This window comes from Peribacillus sp. NPDC006672 (assembly GCF_050274955.1).
Lineage (GTDB): Bacteria > Bacillota > Bacilli > Bacillales > DSM-1321 > Peribacillus.
In genome coordinates, this window is sequence record NZ_JBNNOR010000006.1 from 26376 (window position 1) to 42333 (window position 15958).

Sequence of the window (15958 nt, forward strand, 5' to 3'; positions counted from 1 at the left end):
ATTGATCAATTGCGTACAAAAAAGCACACCCCATGTTAATGGAATGCACTCTTCTATTAATCTATTATTTTCCGATGAATTGTTGAGTCCAGTAGTTACCAGATTCTACGTAACCTACTCCAATATGAGTAAAGCTAGAATTCATGATGTTTTCACGGTGTCCTTGGCTATTCATCCAAGCTTGTACCACTTCTTCAGGTGTTTTTTGACCTTGTGCGATGTTTTCGCCAGCTGATGTATAGCTGATTCCGAATTTTTTCATCATATCGAATGGTGAGCCGTAAGTTGGGCTATTGTGATCAAAGTAATTTTTATCTTTCATGTCTTGAGACTTAATACGTGCAACTTTGCTCAACTCAGTGTCGACTTTAAGTGCTGCCAAACCTTGTTTTTCACGTTCAGCATTAGTTAATTTAACAACTTCTTGTTCAAAAGCACTTAATTCAGAGCTTGTCTCTGTTTTTTCATCAGTCGATTTATCAGGTGTTACTTCTGGTGCTTCAGGTTTTGCCTCAGGTTTTGCTTCAGGTTTTGCTTCAGGTTTTGCTTGGTTCGTTGTTCCAGCTTCTGGTTGACCAGGTGTTTGAACTGGTTTTTGTTGCACTTGTGGTGCAGGTAAAGTGATATTGTATTTAGCTAAGTATTTGTTAAGGACTTTTTGCATATCCTCTTTATTCATAGATTGATAAGTTGCTTGTTTCACAGTATCACAGTTGGCTGCTTCTGCTTGGTTAACTCCTACTCCTGTGAATATAATAGCTGCTGCTGCTGCTGCGGACATAAACATTTTCTTTTTCATTCTTATTTCCTCCTGTGATGTTCATTTTGTGTTGTGTTTTGCTTCTGGAATTATCATATCATGCATTTTTCGTAATATTTGCACCATCAATTTCCATTAAATTCACAGGATGCGAATGAGAAAATATTATTATCCAAGTTTTAGAGAAATCTTGCAAAAATGCTTTAACTATCTATGTTTCTGAAAGGTAGTATAAATACTCATATTTTTCCAGACATTCCTTGTCAATGGTAGTTACATAGAACCATTTCCATGGAATACTAATAACTTTCCGTTGACATATCGTTTTCAAGTTAATTATTATGACTTTCTTTACTTTTATGTTACATTTTTTTCAATTTAACTTCGACATTTCGCCGTTAAACTTCATCATTCAACCCTATCCCCCATGAACATTTTTCCAAATAAAAAAACAATCCGGATTCCACCGAATTGTTTTGGTTGATTGTACATTCATCATTTCATTTCTTCATCATTCATCTCGTCCATTTCCTTTTTACCACCATTTTGTTCAGGAGGGCTTGGTTTGCCTATAACGAATTTCTTCTTTGGCATGTTGTGCATATCCCTTGCCGTTACATGGGCATATACATAATAGGTTCCTTCTTCTTCAAAAGTCTTTTCCAATTCATAAATCCCGTTTTCTTTATGTTTTACAGGAATCTTGTCATGGTCATTGCTATTTGCAAGCCAAATTTCAAAGCTGACATCATCCGCATCTGTCACTTCTTCATCCCCATAGGTAACTTTTGCCTGAAACTTCACAGGCTCATTCACTTTTCCATGAATTGGGTCGACAGCTAAATCGACATTTAACATTTTCGGAATTTCCTCTTCCTTACCGCATCCAGCCAATAAAATTAACGCCATGCAAAATAACATGATTCTTTTCATTTTTGAACGTATCCCCTTTTTATGTAATCAATTCTTCTCCTATTATAGGTAGCACTACTCTGACTTTTGTTCCTCTTTTTTCTTTACTTTCTATTTCGATTTTGCCATTTTGCAATTCTACCAATTTTTTGACGATGGACAGTCCGAGCCCTGACCCGCCATCAAAACGGCTGCGTGCTTTGTTCACCCGGTAAAAACGATTCATAATATATGGTAGATCCGCTTCAGGAATCCCGTTACCCGTGTCAGTAACCACCAGTTCGCAATTTTCTTTATGCTGAATCAAGGTAATATTGATTGATCCTCCAGGATCCGTGTACTGAATGGCATTATCAAAAATGTTATGTAGGATTTGTTCCATCCTGCCTTCATCCCCAATAATAATCGGGTCTGGATCCAGATCGACCTGCAAGCCCAATTGCTTTTCCTTTATTATCGGTTCATATTTCACAAGTACGTCTTCAATGAATTGCGCATAGGCAATCGGGGTTTTATTTAACAAGAATGGAGCACTATCCATTTTTGATAAGTCCATCAGATCTCCCACAAGCCGCTGCAGCCTAAGAGTCTCCCTTGAAATGAGTTGAAGGTATTTACGTTCCTCTTCATCATTTTTCACTACACCATCCAAAATGGCCTGCGTGTATCCCTTTACGTAACTAAGCGGGGTTCTGAGCTCATGTGCAACATTTTCAAGAAACTCTTTTTTTCTTTCTTCTTCCAAATGGATGGAGTTCGCCATATCATTAAAGGCTTTTGCCAGTTTACCTATTTCATCATGACTCCTTACCTGAACCTGTATGTCATAATTGCCCTCTGAGACTCGATGGGCAGCAGTCTCGATGTCCTTGATTGGACTGATTAGCTTTTTTAGCCATTTCGTAGTAAAAAAAATCGCCACAATCAAGAATAAAAGAACCGCTGCCATCCACTTTGCAGCAAATTCCTTAAGCAAGACCGTAATAGAATCTACTGGAATATACGTATAGATGATGCCTTCGAGGCGATTCTCGTCAATCAGGGGTATGATGGCCGCTACGATGTTCTTTTCAAACCTTTTCTCGTACCCCTCTTTTTCAACGGCTTTCCCGTCTAAAAGCATTTGTCGTTCTTCTTCAGAAATGAGGGTGTCATAATTGATTTCAAAAGGGAGACAGGCACTCAATTCCCTGGGATTGCTGACGACAAAGACCTCGCTATCATTCTTACTGTTAAACCATTCAACTTTTTGTTTGAAGTCTTCACTGATTTCACCGCCGGTATAATCAGCACCAAGCAATGACGCTTCATTGACTAAATCTGTTTTAAGCTTCTCCACATATAGATTTTTATAATAATATTGGGAAAGGGAGTAAGCGAACAGCACGGAGAGGATGATGGCGGTGATGATGGTAAGCCATAATTTAAAAGAGAGGGATCTCCATTTATTAATCATTTCTTTTCCTCTATCTTATAACCGATTCCCCAGACGGTTTGAATGTAATCGGCCGCGCTTAATTTCATTCTTAACGTTTTGATATGGGTATCCACTGTACGTAAAGATCCCCCATACTCCCCGTTCCATACATTTTCAAGCAGTTGTTCACGGCTAAGTGCCTGACTTTTATGACGCATGAGGAATAAGAGCAACTCGAATTCTTTCAAGGTTAAATTGATGGGGGTCCCTTCCACCAAAACCGTTCTGGATCGTAAGTTTAAGCTGATTTTACCGAATCCTACATGGTTTTGATCCTCTTCTTTCAATGATAGTTTTCCTGTCCTTCGCAATACCGCTTCGACCCTAGCGACCAATTCTCCTGGATTGAACGGTTTGACGATATAATCGTCCCCGCCGAGCTTCAGCCCTTTCACCTTATCCCACTCTTCACCTTTCGCACTAACAAATATTACAGGAATCTCCCAATTTTCACGAATCTTTTCACATACCGAGAAACCATCCATACCTGGCATCATGATATCCAATAGGATTAAATCCACTTCCTGTGTTTCAACCATACTAATGGCTTCTTTTCCATTCGCAGCTTGAAGGCATCGATAACCTGAGTTCAGCAAATACATTTCAACTAGATTCCGCATATCTTCTTCATCATCCACGACTAAAATGGTGTAAACATGCATGTCAACTACTCCCTCAATATCAATTGGAATGGACCTTCACCGACTTTGATCGTTTTTTTAACATCGACTGTTCCAGCATCCATTACATACACTTCATCACTATCATATCCCGCTACGACCACATCTTCGTTAAAGTTCGCCATTTCAAAAGGGTTGACGCCGACCACCTTGCTTTTCACTTCCTCATATTGATCATTCAATTTATATAAGGAGCTTGTACCATGACTAAGGACAAAAATGCCTTCAGCATTCTCCAGGAACTTTATCGGCATGGTGGGAGCCTTCAACTTTTTCTTCAACTCTCCCGTTTTTGCCGAATAAATATATAGATCTTCTTCCACTTGATCTCCATCACCGTGTCCTCCGATCCATATTTCATCCTTTTCTTCCCTCAATAATGAGCCAGTGCTGGAACTATGTATGGGAAATTCGAATTCGACCTTTTTGGTTTCAAGATTTATCACTGAACATTTGGTATCCCCAAAATTAATTACATACAAGCGATTCGCTTGCTCACCCTGAAGAACGGTCAAAGGGCTTTTACCAACCCTGACTATATCCTGTTCCTCACCTTCATCATTTAAAAAATAAATGGAGTGATTCGATTGATTGACTGCCACGATGCTTTTTCCATCATGTAATAACTGCATATTGACGATCCCTTTCCCAATTTCCCAACTGTTTATCAGTTTTCCTTCAGATAAAGAGTACACTTGGACTTTCTCCATATCTTTTCCATAAAGCAGGATAGTATCTTTGTCTGCCAAGAGCAGGGCTCCGGTAAATGGTTCTGAAATATCCCATTTGGCAAATTGATGATAGTTTTCATCTATGAAAGTCAGGGAGGTATCCTTGATATTGACTGTCGCCAAGAAAGATTCACTTTCATTTATTTTTGTAAATGTATGACTGCCATTACAACCAGTAAGCAGTACGATGGCAAGAAAAAGCCCAATGCCCCACTTCATATTTTAAGCTCCTTATTCATTAAATATCTATTTTTTTAAAATTTTAACAATGATTTGTGAAAAAAGTATGAAGCGGAAAAGAATATTCTTTAAACAAGCATCCGTATCATAACCTTTCCAATTCAGTGACATAGGACATGACGATTGCGTTTTTCATTTCTTCTGAAAGCGAAGATCCCATCACGCGTTTAATACAGAGGTAAAACTTTTCCAGTACCGGTTTCCGGGCACGGGGGTGTGCATTTTCATCTAAAAGCTCACGGCGAATGAGTTCCGATAATACTTCCCTTCCACCTCCATCCGGCAGCTTACGATTATTCCATAAACTTAAATAAGCCTCCAGTATTGCTTCTTGCCTGACATTATCTTTCATATTATCCCTTCCATCCATTACTAATTTATACATATTATTAATCAAGTTTGTAAAGACTAACTTAATATTAAGATTACGCTATAAAAAAATTCAAAAAAAGGAGTGAGTACAATGTCTCAAGTATACCGCTGTCCGAATTGCCGGACAAATAAATCTCGCTTCAACCTCATTAAGCAAGTATCAACCCCCATTAAAAAGGATCCGCAATCCGGTGAGATTGTTGAACAATATTCGAACGATTCGCTTCAACCGTTCCATCTAGCATATAATGGTCCAGAAATTCGGGTGCAATGTGCTGCTTGCGGATTAATTGAAGACGAAAAGACATTTGCCGCCTTTGGATTGCAACAATGAAAATGGTCAGACCCATATATGGTCTGACCATTTTTTCAATCTTTTCCCACCGACATTTTAGCCCGGTCAATGGCAATTGGAATGGCTTTTCCATCCTCATATCCATCATCCAATAATGCATTCGCGATTTCAATAGCCTTTTCCCTGACATCTTTATCTAGATTCTTCATCGAATTCGGATAATCATTCTTATTCCATGGCAATATTACCGCCTCCTTGATAAGAAAGTGTCCTTTTATGTTTCCCTTCTTTAATGGACGGCAAACGTTTATTGGGCCGCTTTCTTTTCCAAAGACTTCAACTGGCTGATGATAATTTCCCTATCCAACTTTTCACCGATAATGACGATATTCAATGGCATTTTCATCATTTCATTCATATACATCGGCATTCCGTATGAGTATTGGAATAAATGGGGGTGTTGTGAATGTGTAAAGGAAATGTATCCTTTCATTCGATAGACCGTTTCCGGAAGGCCCCTAAGCCAATCTTCAAAGTCAGTTTGTGCCACGGCCCCCTCAAATGTATGGACCACTGCAGTTAAATGCAAATGGTCATGTACATCAAGCTTTTGATGGCCATTTTGCCGTTTTCTTTGAATCTGCTGCAACGATATCAAGGAAATGGCCGCATATTCCGTCAATAAACAAACAGCATCGGTGTTCAGCGCCTGTATCGAATATATCAGCTGTCCGGCCTCCATCTCACTTACAAGGTCCGCTTTATTCAATAATATGAAATCCGCATGGTGGATTTGCTCAGCAAGCAACTGCCGAAGCTGCGGAGACAGTTCTTCCCGGTCGCGCCACCGTAATAAATCGACGACCGTTATAATCCCTTTATAATCCAGTCTTTTGGCGAAAAGCGGCGACATGATGCCATCCAATACTTCAACTGGATGCGCGGCGCCCGTCGTTTCAATATAAACGGCATCCAGGTCGTTTTCAGTTAGCAATTCATGAAGCTGAACCTCCAGCTTATCCTGAATTGTGCAGCAAATGCACCCGTCAAACAACTCCTTCAGTGGCACTTCATCACCAATCAGGCCGCTGTCCACCGATACACTGCCGAGCTCATTTAAAAGGACGGCCACTTTCCTATTCGCTTCACTTTCCTGTTTTAATATATTTCGTAGAAGCGTCGTTTTCCCGCTGCCGAGAAATCCGCCTAATATGTAAACTTCAGTTGTTTTCATTCGTATCTGCTCCTATAATCCTGTTAAATTCGATTCCGTTAATTTTATCATACTTATCTTTTTAAAGCACTTGCCTGAACTGCAAAAAAACCAGCCCGTAAGCTGGTTTTTCAATAATGAATCATGCTTGAACTTCGTCTTTTTCGTAAATCGGCACCCATCCTGCCACTGTAACGAAAATACGGACAGCTACAGTTTTTCTATCTTCTGCCAGCGTGAAAAAATGCCGTGTGAATTCTGGTACACTAATAAGATCTCCTGGATTAAGCCGTACATCAAACCACTGCTTATCGCTGCCCTCAACGGCAAAAATACTCGTTCCGCCTGCTATGAAACGCACTTCATCATCTTCATGGTGGTGTTCCTGCTTAAAGTTTTCAAGCATTTGATCCAACTTTGGATTTGCATCGGATAATGTGATGATATCTTGGGCTTTATAGCCTCTTCTTTCGGAAATTTCCGCTATTTCTGATTTGAATGTGAAAAGGATTTCATCCTTGTCAGCATCTGTCAGATCGTATTTTTCCACAAGATGGGCCGGTAATTTCGAAATGTCCCATTGCTCATAAATAACCCCTTGTGTTTCTAAAAAGGCTTTTACCTGTTCAAAGTTTTCAATAACCTCGTTTGTTTCATGGAACCTAATCGTCGCCATCGTTCATTCCTCCTCAATGATCTTTTATCTTAAAGAACCTGCAAACGCCTTTTGTTGATTAAGCAACAGTTGAAATTGAAATAAAAATTCGCAAGCCTCAAGTATTCTTTTTGCTTCGAATCCGCTTTTACCCCAAACCGTAATACCATGATTGCGGATCAGCACGGCGCCAGAGTCTTCTTCGACATGTGGCTTGAACTTATCGGATAACTGTGGAATGTCAGCGTGATTATATATGATTGGAATCCGAAGCTCTGAATCTTCATCCCACCGTCCGGTCGCTTTTATGATTTCATGATTATGAAAAGAAACTTGACCTACATCTCCATACAATTCGGATATCACATTATTTTCAACTGTATGGACATGGAGTACACAGTTCGCATTGGTTTTCCCGTAAATTACGGTATGAAGCAAGGTTTCGGCCGATGGCCTTAGCTCCGTTTCTTCAACTGGTTTTCCTTTTAAATCCACCAATAAAAAGTCCGAATCCGTTTGCTTCCTTTTATCCTTACCGCTTGCCGTAATATAAAAGAAAGGACTTTTCGGCTCGCGGATGGACAAGTTCCCGCTTGTTCCCATAAACCAATCCCTTTGGGCCAGTTCAGCTTTAATATCCGCTAGCTCCAGCCATTCTTCAGTATGAGTGTTCAAGCTTTTACCTCCTCCCGCCGCTTTAAAATATCAATTACATCATAAAACGTTTCAAAACCTTGATGAGGAATCCCTTCTTTATCGCAATTCTCAAGCAGCATGTCACGGGCTATGACAAAATCGGCCTGTTTTGCCGCTTCAAAATCCGTCACTGAATCTCCAATAACGAGTTTAAAATCACCCGCACTCGCAATTCCCCTCATAATTGATGGCTTACAGCAACCGCAATCCTTATTACATTGGTCATCACAAGCGTGAGGCCACTCAATATAAATTTTTTCCTTATTGAAAAATGCATTGTTGCAATAAACGGAATCTGGTGGCAAGATATCATTTAAAAGAGGTTCAATGAAAAAATCCATGCCTCCGCTTACAATATATAAAGGGATGTTGGCTTTTTTCGTATACTCAACGAATTCATAAAATCCGGGACGAATGCCGGCCGTCTCGATTACATATTGTACGATGTCATCCTTCAAGCCACTATCAAGCAAGGAAAACATATCCCCGACCCCTGAAGATATACTGATTTTTTGCTGAAGGACATCGTCTTTCAACTTTTCCCACTCCGGAGGCGCAAATTTTTTCATGATGGAAATGATATTATCTGTGTTGGTGATCGTTCCATCGAAATCGCAAAAGATGATCGGTTTCATTATTTCTTACAAGCCTCCCCATAAAACAAGAGCTTTTTTTAGTCCTTCTTCCTCAGCCGCCGCTTCTGATAAGTCCTTTCCTGCGAGAACGGCTTCCACAGCAGAACGGAAAGCCTTGGCCCCGCCCTCTGCTCCGTCAGGGTGTCCGTGAATTCCACCTCCGGCATTAATCACACTGTCCAGCCCAAAATCCTTGATCAGGTCGGGAACCATGCCCGGATGAATGCCTGCAGAAGGAACTGGGAAGGCCTTTTTCCATGAAAATTCATCTTTTGTCAGAGCTTCAGCAATCGCTAATGTCTCGTTTTTTTCAAGTGCGACATTTCCATAAGGGGATGGGAACAAGGATAAATCCGCACCTGATAACCTCACTAATTTACCAAGCAATAATGGATAGCCGATCCCATAAAATGATGAAGATGCCAATGCCCCGCTATATGCGGGATGCGCCATGATCGGTAGCTTGATATGATCATGTTCACTCAAGGCTTGCAATACATCCAAACCATATGTATGAACGTTGAACAATAAAGCATCTGCCCCTGCTTCAGCCGCTTGCTCTGCCTTATCCAATAAATCAAATGTTTTCCCTGATAGATTGACAGCATATAAAGTTCGGTGGCCAGTGGTTTCAAAGACTTCATTCAATATTCTTTTTCCCGTTTTTATTCTATCGAAAAATGGAGTCTGTTCCTGGTCGAAGAGAATCTCATCATCTTTAACTAGATCGACACCTCCTAATGCTTGTTGCTTCAGTTGCTCATTATGGAAGGTTAGATCCCTTCCTAATACACCTTTAAAGATGCTCATCACCAGGGGCCTGTTAAATACTTCAATCTTTTCCCTTATGCCTGTAATGCCAAATTGCGGTCCTGGGAATGCTTTTTGAATATCACCGACAAAATCCAGGTCGATCAGTTTTATTTCACCGTCCAATGAAAGTTTGCCGAAGACCGTCGTAAGGATTGCAGGTAAATCATTAGAGAAATTCCCTGCCGGATAGGCAATTTTTATTAGCGAACGGTACACTTTACAATTAAAATAGCCGTTTGCCCTCTCTTCTTCAGATAGTGGCGTTACGGATACTACACGTCCCTTATGCTTTTCCAGTTGCTTCTGGACTAAATGGGGCAGGTCCGTCCATGTCCCCACAGTCAAACCTAACGCAATGCTCTCTGCTTTTTTCTCATGATTTCCATTAAAGTCATGAATTAAATAAGTAGCGACTATCTCGCTCATCTGATCACTCCTATTACGTTAGTAAACTCTCGAAGTCATTAACCTGACATTGCTCAAAATGGCAAAAACCCCTTCATATAAAGAAGAGGCTTTAAAAAGCCATCTTCTTATCTCCCAGCCATTGGCTGCAAGAATTAGCACCGTGCCTTGTGGATTTCATGAAAATCCGGCGAAGAATTCCGCCCCATTTTACAATGGAATTACGGTCGGTTGCTGGGCTTCATAGGGCTAGTCCCTCCACCTGCTCAAAATAAGAAAACGCTGATATATAGTTACATTAAAGTGTCGAAAGATTAAGAATTTATTTTGTATTCTGACAGGTAATCCATACTTTGTCAATACGTTTTTAACCATTTAAAGGTGGATACATTGGATACCTCAATCCTTCGTTAAAACAATTTTAATGTGCGAATCCGTTCCACAGCCTCTTTTAGCCGTTCTTCCGAAGTCAGAAGCCCTGCCCTTACGTAACCCTCGCCAAATTCACCGAATCCATTCCCTGCGGCAACAGCTACGTGGGCATGCGTTAATAAATAGTCTGCAAAACTCTCTGACGTAAAACCTTTTGGTACCTTGAGCCAGGCAAAAAATGATGCTTCAGGAGCTTTGACATCCCATCCGATTGCCCTTAATCCCTCAATGAAAACATTCCTGCGGGCCTCATACATCTTCACTAAATCCTCTACACAGCTCTGCGAGTCAAGCAAAGCACTTGCCGCTGCTTCCTGTATCGCCGGGAAGAGACTCACATAAAGATGGTCTTGTAATAGTTCAAGAGCTTCTATGACACTTTTATTCCCCATTGCGAAGCCCACTCTCCACCCTGCCATATTGTATGTTTTCGATAGTGTGTATATTTCTATTCCTACATCCTTCGCTCCCTCTGCCTGGAGAAAGCTTGTCGGTTTCTTTCCGTCGAACCCTATCGCTCCATAAGCGAAATCGTGGACCACACAAATTGAATGCTCTTTTGCGTAGGAGACGGTTTCATCAAAGAAACTTTCAGTTGCAGAAGCACCAGTGGGATTATTCGGATAGTTCAAGAACATCATTTTGGCTTTATCAAGCACGTCTTTATGTATAACTTTGTAATTTGGAAGAAAACCATTTTCTTCTGTCAAGGGCATGAGTTCGGTTTTTGCCTGGGCTAACACTACACCTGAAAGATAATCCGGATAGCCGGGATCGGGAACTAGGATCGTATCACCTGGATTTAATAAACACTGCGGCAGTTCGACAAGACCTGCCTTTCCTCCAAAGAGAATCGCCACTTCACTATTTGGATCCAGCTTGACACCATATTCACGTTCATAAAAGACGGCAGCGGCACCCTTTAAATACTGATATCCCCGGAACGGTGAATATTTATGATTAATTGATCTTTCAGCGGCAGTCTGTAAACTTTTCACGATATGTTCAGGCGTCGGTTGATCAGGATTTCCCTGGCCTAAATTAATGACCTCATGTCCTTGTGCCGTAATCGCATTGACTTTTGCGACAAGTGAGGCAAAAAACTGCTTTGGCAGGTCCTGAAGCTGTCTGGATTTTTCGAATTGCAACATTTATACACCTTCTCTGAAATTTCTTGAAATTCTAGTCACAAATGATATATGTTTATCATAGTCTTGTAAAGTATTTTTTACATGTGGGGGGTTTAAACGATGAAGTGGAAAATAGCCTGTATTCAAATGGATATTGCCTTCGGGCAACCAGAAATCAATTTTCAGGTTGCAGAACAATGGATGGAAAAAGCAGCACGATCCAAAAGCGATATCGTTATTTTACCAGAACTTTGGACAACCGGATACGACTTGACCAGGTTAAATGAGATTGCTGATGAAGAGGCAGAAAAAACGATGGAATTTTTAAAAACCCAGGCAAAGCAACACCAGTTTCACATCATTGGAGGTTCCATTGCCAAAAAAACAGGCAAAGGTATCTATAACACCATGATCATCATCAATAAGGATGGAAATCTCATTAAAGAGTATGATAAGCTCCACTTATTTCAATTGATGGATGAACATCACTTCCTGCAGCCAGGTGAAAAAGAAGGTTTATTCACTCTTGATGAAAAAATATGTGCTGGTTTCATTTGTTATGACATCCGCTTCCCGGAATGGCAGCGCGCCCATGCTGTTCAAGGTGCCGAAGTTCTATTCGTAACCGCAGAATGGCCTAAGCCCAGACTCGATCACTGGAGATCCTTATTGATTAGCCGTGCCATCGAGAACCAAGCCTATGTTGTAGCCGTTAATCGTTCAGGTTCGGATGTCAATAATATATTTGCTGGTCATTCCTTGATTATTGATCCATGGGGAGATATCGTAAGTGAAGCGGGAGAAGAAAACGAGCTATTGACAGGTACCTTGGATTTCACTAAAGTTACGGATGCTCGTAACAAAATACCTGTATTCGAAGATCGCCGGCCGGATTTTTATTAATTTCCCCATTGACAAACTATTTAAAAAATTGATATTATTTTCCCGAAGATTAAAATTTCAGAAAACATATACTCTTATCAAGAGCAGGCTGAGGGATAAAGGCCCTATGAAGCCCAGCAACCGACTGTAATACCATTGTGAAATGGGGCGGATCCACCGCCGGATTATAAAATCCACAGAGCACGGTGCTAATTCCACCAGAATTCATTTTTCTGGGAGATGAGAGGTCCGAAGCCAAAACTTCTGCCTCTTTCTATATGAAAGAGGCTTTTTTATTCTTATTTTGAACCTGGAGGGAAAAAAATGACTCAAAACCATTCGAATTTTAAAAGATTAACAAACGAAACAGCTATAACCTTTGCAAAAAAACTTGGGTTGGTCAATGCGGATGCCAGTTTAAACTGTAGAGAAATCGGAGATGGTAACTTAAATTATGTTTTTCATATTACAGACACAGATACAAATAAAGGAATAATAATCAAACAAGCGGTCCCATATGCCAAGGTACTTGGCGAAAGCTGGCCGCTGACATTGAAAAGGGCTGCCATTGAAGCCAATGCCCTTATTCATTTCAAAAGCTATTGTCCCGAATTCGTACCGCAAGTCTATTATTCGGATGAGCAGCTTGCCATCACAGTCATGGAAGATTTATCGCATTTGAAAATCGTTAGAACAGGATTGATCGATGGTGATCCATATCCATTGCTTTCGCAGCATATCGGTGAGTATGTAGCGAAGACGGCATTTTATACATCCGATTATCATTTAGAACCCTCTGCGAAAAAAGAAGTGGCCCGACATTTCACGAATCCGGAGCTTTGCAAAATCACTGAGGTCTTCATTTTCACGGATCCTTTTTTCGAGGAGCTCCCCGGAGATTTCGAGGTAGAATTGACTGATGCCGCCAAAAGTATTTGGAATGATCAAGATGTGATACTTGAAGTCGCCAAGCTGAAACAAATCTTTGAAACCGAGCAGGAATCCTTGATTCATGGAGATTTACATACAGGAAGTATATTTGCAAGTGAAACTGAAACAAAGGTTATTGATGCAGAATTCGCTTTTTATGGCCCAGTTGGTTTTGACCTAGGTCAATACACAGCCAACCTTCTCTTTCAGGCAGTCACACGTAACGGCGCTGGAAAGGAAGAGATTTTCACACACCTCCATCAATTTTGGAATGCCTTTGATAGAGCATATACTGAACTATGGAACACCCAAAATATAAGTCCATTCCGCAATGTGAAGGGTTATCTACCATATTTACTGGCTAAATTCAAAAGGGACGCATTCGGTTTTGCCGGGTGCGAACTGATTCGGCGAACCATTGGCCTATCCCATGTTGCCGATCTAAATGTCATTGAAGATAAAGAAACTAGGATCGCCGCGAAAGCGACAACATTGAAGATTGGTGCTTTTTTAATTAAAAAACGGGGAAAATTGGATGTTCCAGCTGTCATTGATTCGTTGAAAAAACATACTCTTCCATCCTATTCAGCCCTTTAAAAGGAGACCTGTACATGACGACACTAGCACCCTTACCATATTCGGTACAATGGGATGATACCCATATTACATTATTAAATCAACAAGCCCTGCCTTCCTTAACTGAATTCATTGAACTTCATTCAGTTGATGATGTATATGACAGCATTTTGACATTAAAAGTACGCGGCGCCCCAGCAATTGGACTGACGGCAGCATTTGGCGTTGCACTTGGTGCCAAACAGGAAACAACTACTGAATTAGGGGAATTCAAGAAGAATGTAATTCGGCATATTGAAAAGCTCGCCTCTTCCAGGCCTACTGCAGTCAACCTTTTTTGGGCATTAAGGAGGATGGAAAGCACCTTGCAAGCAGCACAAAGCATATCAGCTGCCAAAGAAGCACTTGTAACGGAGGCCAAAGCCATCTTTACTGAGGATGTAGAAATGTGCAGGAAAATCGGGGAACATGGTTTATCCTTATTCGCTAAAGGAGATTCCATCCTAACGCATTGCAACGCTGGGGGGATTGCCACAGCACGTTATGGAACAGCCTTGGCTCCCTTCCACCTTGCAAAAGAAAGGGGCTTTCCGCTAAAAGTGTACGCTTGTGAAACCAGACCTGTGCTGCAAGGGGCACGTTTGACTGCTTGGGAACTGATGCAATCGGGGATTGACGTCACCTTAATTTCTGATAATATGGCTGCACATACGATTCATCAAAAACGGATCAATGGAATTATAGTTGGTGCCGACAGGATTGCGGCTAATGGGGATACAGCCAATAAAATCGGGACATTGGGATTGGCCATATTAGCCAAGCACTTTGGTATCCCTTTTTATGTGGCCGCTCCATCAAGCACATTCGACCTTTCAATCGAATCCGGCTTATCCATCCCGATCGAAGAACGGGATGAAGCGGAAATCGCCTTCATTCAAGGTGTACGGATCGCTCCGGAAAACGTGAAGATATTCAATCCAGCCTTTGATGTTACACCGAATCATCTAATTACGGGCATCATTACAGAAAACGGCCTCATTACACCGGATTTTGTAAAAAACATTCCGCATTTTGTTTAGTGATCCAGGTCATTTTATTGATATTAAAAAACGAGACGGATTTAAGGTATCCTTCTCGTTTTTTAAAGAAAATCAAATAGTAATATTCTTGCGAGGTCTATTATAAAATAATTTAAGTGATTTGAACAAATCACTTCTTTCAATTGATGTCTTCGATACTAAATGATGATTAGTTATTCTTATTTTGTAAAGAATTCTTGAAGTGCCTTCTTATTTTTAGCATAGTCCATTTCCAACACGGCTCCGGTATGGGGATATATTTCATCTTTATAGCTTCCTTCTACGGGGATCCTTAGAGTTTCAACGGTATCAGGTGTATGGAAGACGGCTTTTGGACCCATTTCCATAATCGTTTTCACCCCAATATCAGTATTTAAATACGAAAGTCCTTGTTCGATTATGCTAGGAAGGACCGCCATCCCTTCGAAGGATGATATTTGATTTATAAACGCTGATTTTAATTGAACCAATACTTCCTGTTGACGCTCTACCCTTCCAAAATCACTTTCATCGTCATGTCTAAAACGGACATATTTCAATATTTCATTACCATGTAAAACATTTTTACCAACGCTTGCTTGAATGCTCATATCATCAATAATTTCCTGATCCACATCCACAACTACCCCCTCAGGGGCAAGTAAATCAACCATCTTCACAAATCCCTGAAAGTCAATTACTGCCACATGATCGACCTTGACATTAAAGTTTTCCTGAATGGTTTTCTTTAGCAGATCCTTTCCACCATAATAATACGCTGCATTTATTTTGTTATATCCTGATTTATCCCCAGGGATTTTCACATAACTATCACGCATAATGGAAGCCAGCTTTAGTTTCTCCTGCTCAGGAAAGTATTTTGCCAGTATAATCGCATCTGAACGAGATTTTTCCTCCCCGCGAGAATCAACACCAATTAACAGAAATGTTTTCACGCCTTCTTGAATCACTTCTTTTGTTAGCTTTTTTTCCGTACCTGCATTTCCATTTTGTTTGGGTAAAGGGGCATAGGTGCCAGAATCAAGACCATTAGATATATGAACAG

At 40.7% G+C, this 15958-nt stretch carries 18 protein-coding genes and 2 riboswitches; of the genes, 4 read left to right on the plus strand and 14 right to left on the minus strand.

Features of this window, described 5'->3' with window-relative positions; genetic code table 11:
• Nucleotides 1–64: 64 nt before the first annotated feature.
• From ACQKKK_RS11165 to ACQKKK_RS11190, 6 genes are all read right to left on the minus strand, one after another.
• Nucleotides 65–799, minus strand: a complete 735-nt coding sequence (locus ACQKKK_RS11165) for a CAP domain-containing protein (RefSeq protein ID WP_427616250.1) — start codon at nucleotides 797–799, stop codon at nucleotides 65–67.
• A 456-nt stretch (nucleotides 800–1255) separates the two neighbouring features.
• Nucleotides 1256–1693, minus strand: coding sequence for a FixH family protein (locus ACQKKK_RS11170; RefSeq protein ID WP_427616251.1), 438 nt, complete (start codon nucleotides 1691–1693; stop codon nucleotides 1256–1258).
• Nucleotides 1694–1712: 19 nt separating this feature from the next.
• Nucleotides 1713–3128: a sensor histidine kinase gene (locus tag ACQKKK_RS11175; RefSeq protein WP_427616252.1), complete on the minus strand. Its 1416-nt coding sequence runs from the start codon at nucleotides 3126–3128 to the stop codon at nucleotides 1713–1715.
• Nucleotides 3125–3811: a response regulator transcription factor gene (locus ACQKKK_RS11180; RefSeq protein WP_427616253.1), complete on the minus strand. Its 687-nt coding sequence runs from the start codon at nucleotides 3809–3811 to the stop codon at nucleotides 3125–3127. The genes ACQKKK_RS11175 and ACQKKK_RS11180 overlap by 4 nt, the downstream gene beginning before the upstream one ends.
• Nucleotides 3812–3816: 5 nt before the next feature.
• The gene (locus ACQKKK_RS11185) at nucleotides 3817–4779 is read right to left on the minus strand and encodes a YncE family protein (protein ID WP_427616254.1); all 963 of its coding nucleotides are present in this window, start codon (nucleotides 4777–4779) and stop codon (nucleotides 3817–3819) included.
• 106 nt (nucleotides 4780–4885) lie between these two features.
• Nucleotides 4886–5152: a hypothetical protein gene (locus tag ACQKKK_RS11190; RefSeq protein WP_427616255.1), complete on the minus strand. Its 267-nt coding sequence runs from the start codon at nucleotides 5150–5152 to the stop codon at nucleotides 4886–4888.
• A gap of 111 nt (nucleotides 5153–5263) precedes the next feature.
• Here ACQKKK_RS11190 and ACQKKK_RS11195 point away from each other — a divergent pair, with 111 nt between their 5' ends.
• Nucleotides 5264–5506, plus strand: a complete 243-nt coding sequence (locus ACQKKK_RS11195) for a hypothetical protein (protein ID WP_061463574.1) — start codon at nucleotides 5264–5266, stop codon at nucleotides 5504–5506.
• A 35-nt stretch (nucleotides 5507–5541) separates the two neighbouring features.
• Here ACQKKK_RS11195 and ACQKKK_RS11200 read toward each other — a convergent pair whose 3' ends face one another.
• The 7 genes from ACQKKK_RS11200 to ACQKKK_RS11230 all read right to left on the minus strand — a co-directional run bounded on the left by ACQKKK_RS11200 (nucleotide 5542) and on the right by ACQKKK_RS11230 (nucleotide 11467).
• Nucleotides 5542–5709 (minus strand): hypothetical protein, encoded by a 168-nt coding sequence (locus ACQKKK_RS11200; protein WP_251429117.1) that lies wholly within the window; start codon nucleotides 5707–5709, stop codon nucleotides 5542–5544.
• Between the two features lie 65 nt (nucleotides 5710–5774).
• A complete protein-coding gene (locus ACQKKK_RS11205) occupies nucleotides 5775–6701 on the minus strand; it encodes a CobW family GTP-binding protein (RefSeq protein ID WP_427616256.1) in 927 nt (308 codons plus the stop codon).
• A 121-nt stretch (nucleotides 6702–6822) separates the two neighbouring features.
• Nucleotides 6823–7356 (minus strand): acireductone dioxygenase, encoded by a 534-nt coding sequence (locus ACQKKK_RS11210; protein WP_427616257.1) that lies wholly within the window; start codon nucleotides 7354–7356, stop codon nucleotides 6823–6825.
• A gap of 24 nt (nucleotides 7357–7380) precedes the next feature.
• Entirely contained in the window at nucleotides 7381–8010 is a 630-nt protein-coding gene (locus ACQKKK_RS11215; RefSeq protein WP_427616258.1) for a methylthioribulose 1-phosphate dehydratase, read from the minus strand.
• Nucleotides 8007–8666: a 2-hydroxy-3-keto-5-methylthiopentenyl-1-phosphate phosphatase gene (locus ACQKKK_RS11220; protein ID WP_427616259.1), complete on the minus strand. Its 660-nt coding sequence runs from the start codon at nucleotides 8664–8666 to the stop codon at nucleotides 8007–8009. The genes ACQKKK_RS11215 and ACQKKK_RS11220 overlap by 4 nt, the downstream gene beginning before the upstream one ends.
• Nucleotides 8667–8672: 6 nt before the next feature.
• Nucleotides 8673–9905, minus strand: a complete 1233-nt coding sequence (gene mtnW, locus ACQKKK_RS11225) for a 2,3-diketo-5-methylthiopentyl-1-phosphate enolase (protein WP_427616260.1) — start codon at nucleotides 9903–9905, stop codon at nucleotides 8673–8675.
• A 104-nt stretch (nucleotides 9906–10009) separates the two neighbouring features.
• A riboswitch (SAM riboswitch) is annotated at nucleotides 10010–10162 on the minus strand.
• A gap of 132 nt (nucleotides 10163–10294) precedes the next feature.
• Nucleotides 10295–11467, minus strand: a complete 1173-nt coding sequence (locus ACQKKK_RS11230) for a pyridoxal phosphate-dependent aminotransferase (protein WP_427616261.1) — start codon at nucleotides 11465–11467, stop codon at nucleotides 10295–10297.
• 99 nt (nucleotides 11468–11566) lie between these two features.
• Between ACQKKK_RS11230 and ACQKKK_RS11235 the strand changes: the two genes are divergently transcribed.
• The 3 genes from ACQKKK_RS11235 to mtnA all read left to right on the plus strand — a co-directional run bounded on the left by ACQKKK_RS11235 (nucleotide 11567) and on the right by mtnA (nucleotide 14913).
• Nucleotides 11567–12349 (plus strand): carbon-nitrogen family hydrolase, encoded by a 783-nt coding sequence (locus ACQKKK_RS11235; RefSeq protein ID WP_427616262.1) that lies wholly within the window; start codon nucleotides 11567–11569, stop codon nucleotides 12347–12349.
• Nucleotides 12350–12420: 71 nt separating this feature from the next.
• Nucleotides 12421–12575: riboswitch (SAM riboswitch) on the plus strand.
• 77 nt (nucleotides 12576–12652) lie between these two features.
• The gene (gene mtnK, locus ACQKKK_RS11240; protein ID WP_427616263.1) at nucleotides 12653–13855 is read left to right on the plus strand and encodes an S-methyl-5-thioribose kinase; all 1203 of its coding nucleotides are present in this window, start codon (nucleotides 12653–12655) and stop codon (nucleotides 13853–13855) included.
• 14 nt (nucleotides 13856–13869) lie between these two features.
• Nucleotides 13870–14913, plus strand: coding sequence for an S-methyl-5-thioribose-1-phosphate isomerase (gene mtnA, locus ACQKKK_RS11245; RefSeq protein WP_427616264.1), 1044 nt, complete (start codon nucleotides 13870–13872; stop codon nucleotides 14911–14913).
• A gap of 179 nt (nucleotides 14914–15092) precedes the next feature.
• Here mtnA and ACQKKK_RS11250 read toward each other — a convergent pair whose 3' ends face one another.
• Nucleotides 15093–15848 (minus strand): LCP family protein, encoded by a 756-nt coding sequence (locus tag ACQKKK_RS11250; RefSeq protein WP_427616265.1) that lies wholly within the window; start codon nucleotides 15846–15848, stop codon nucleotides 15093–15095.
• Nucleotides 15849–15958: the final 110 nt, after the last annotated feature.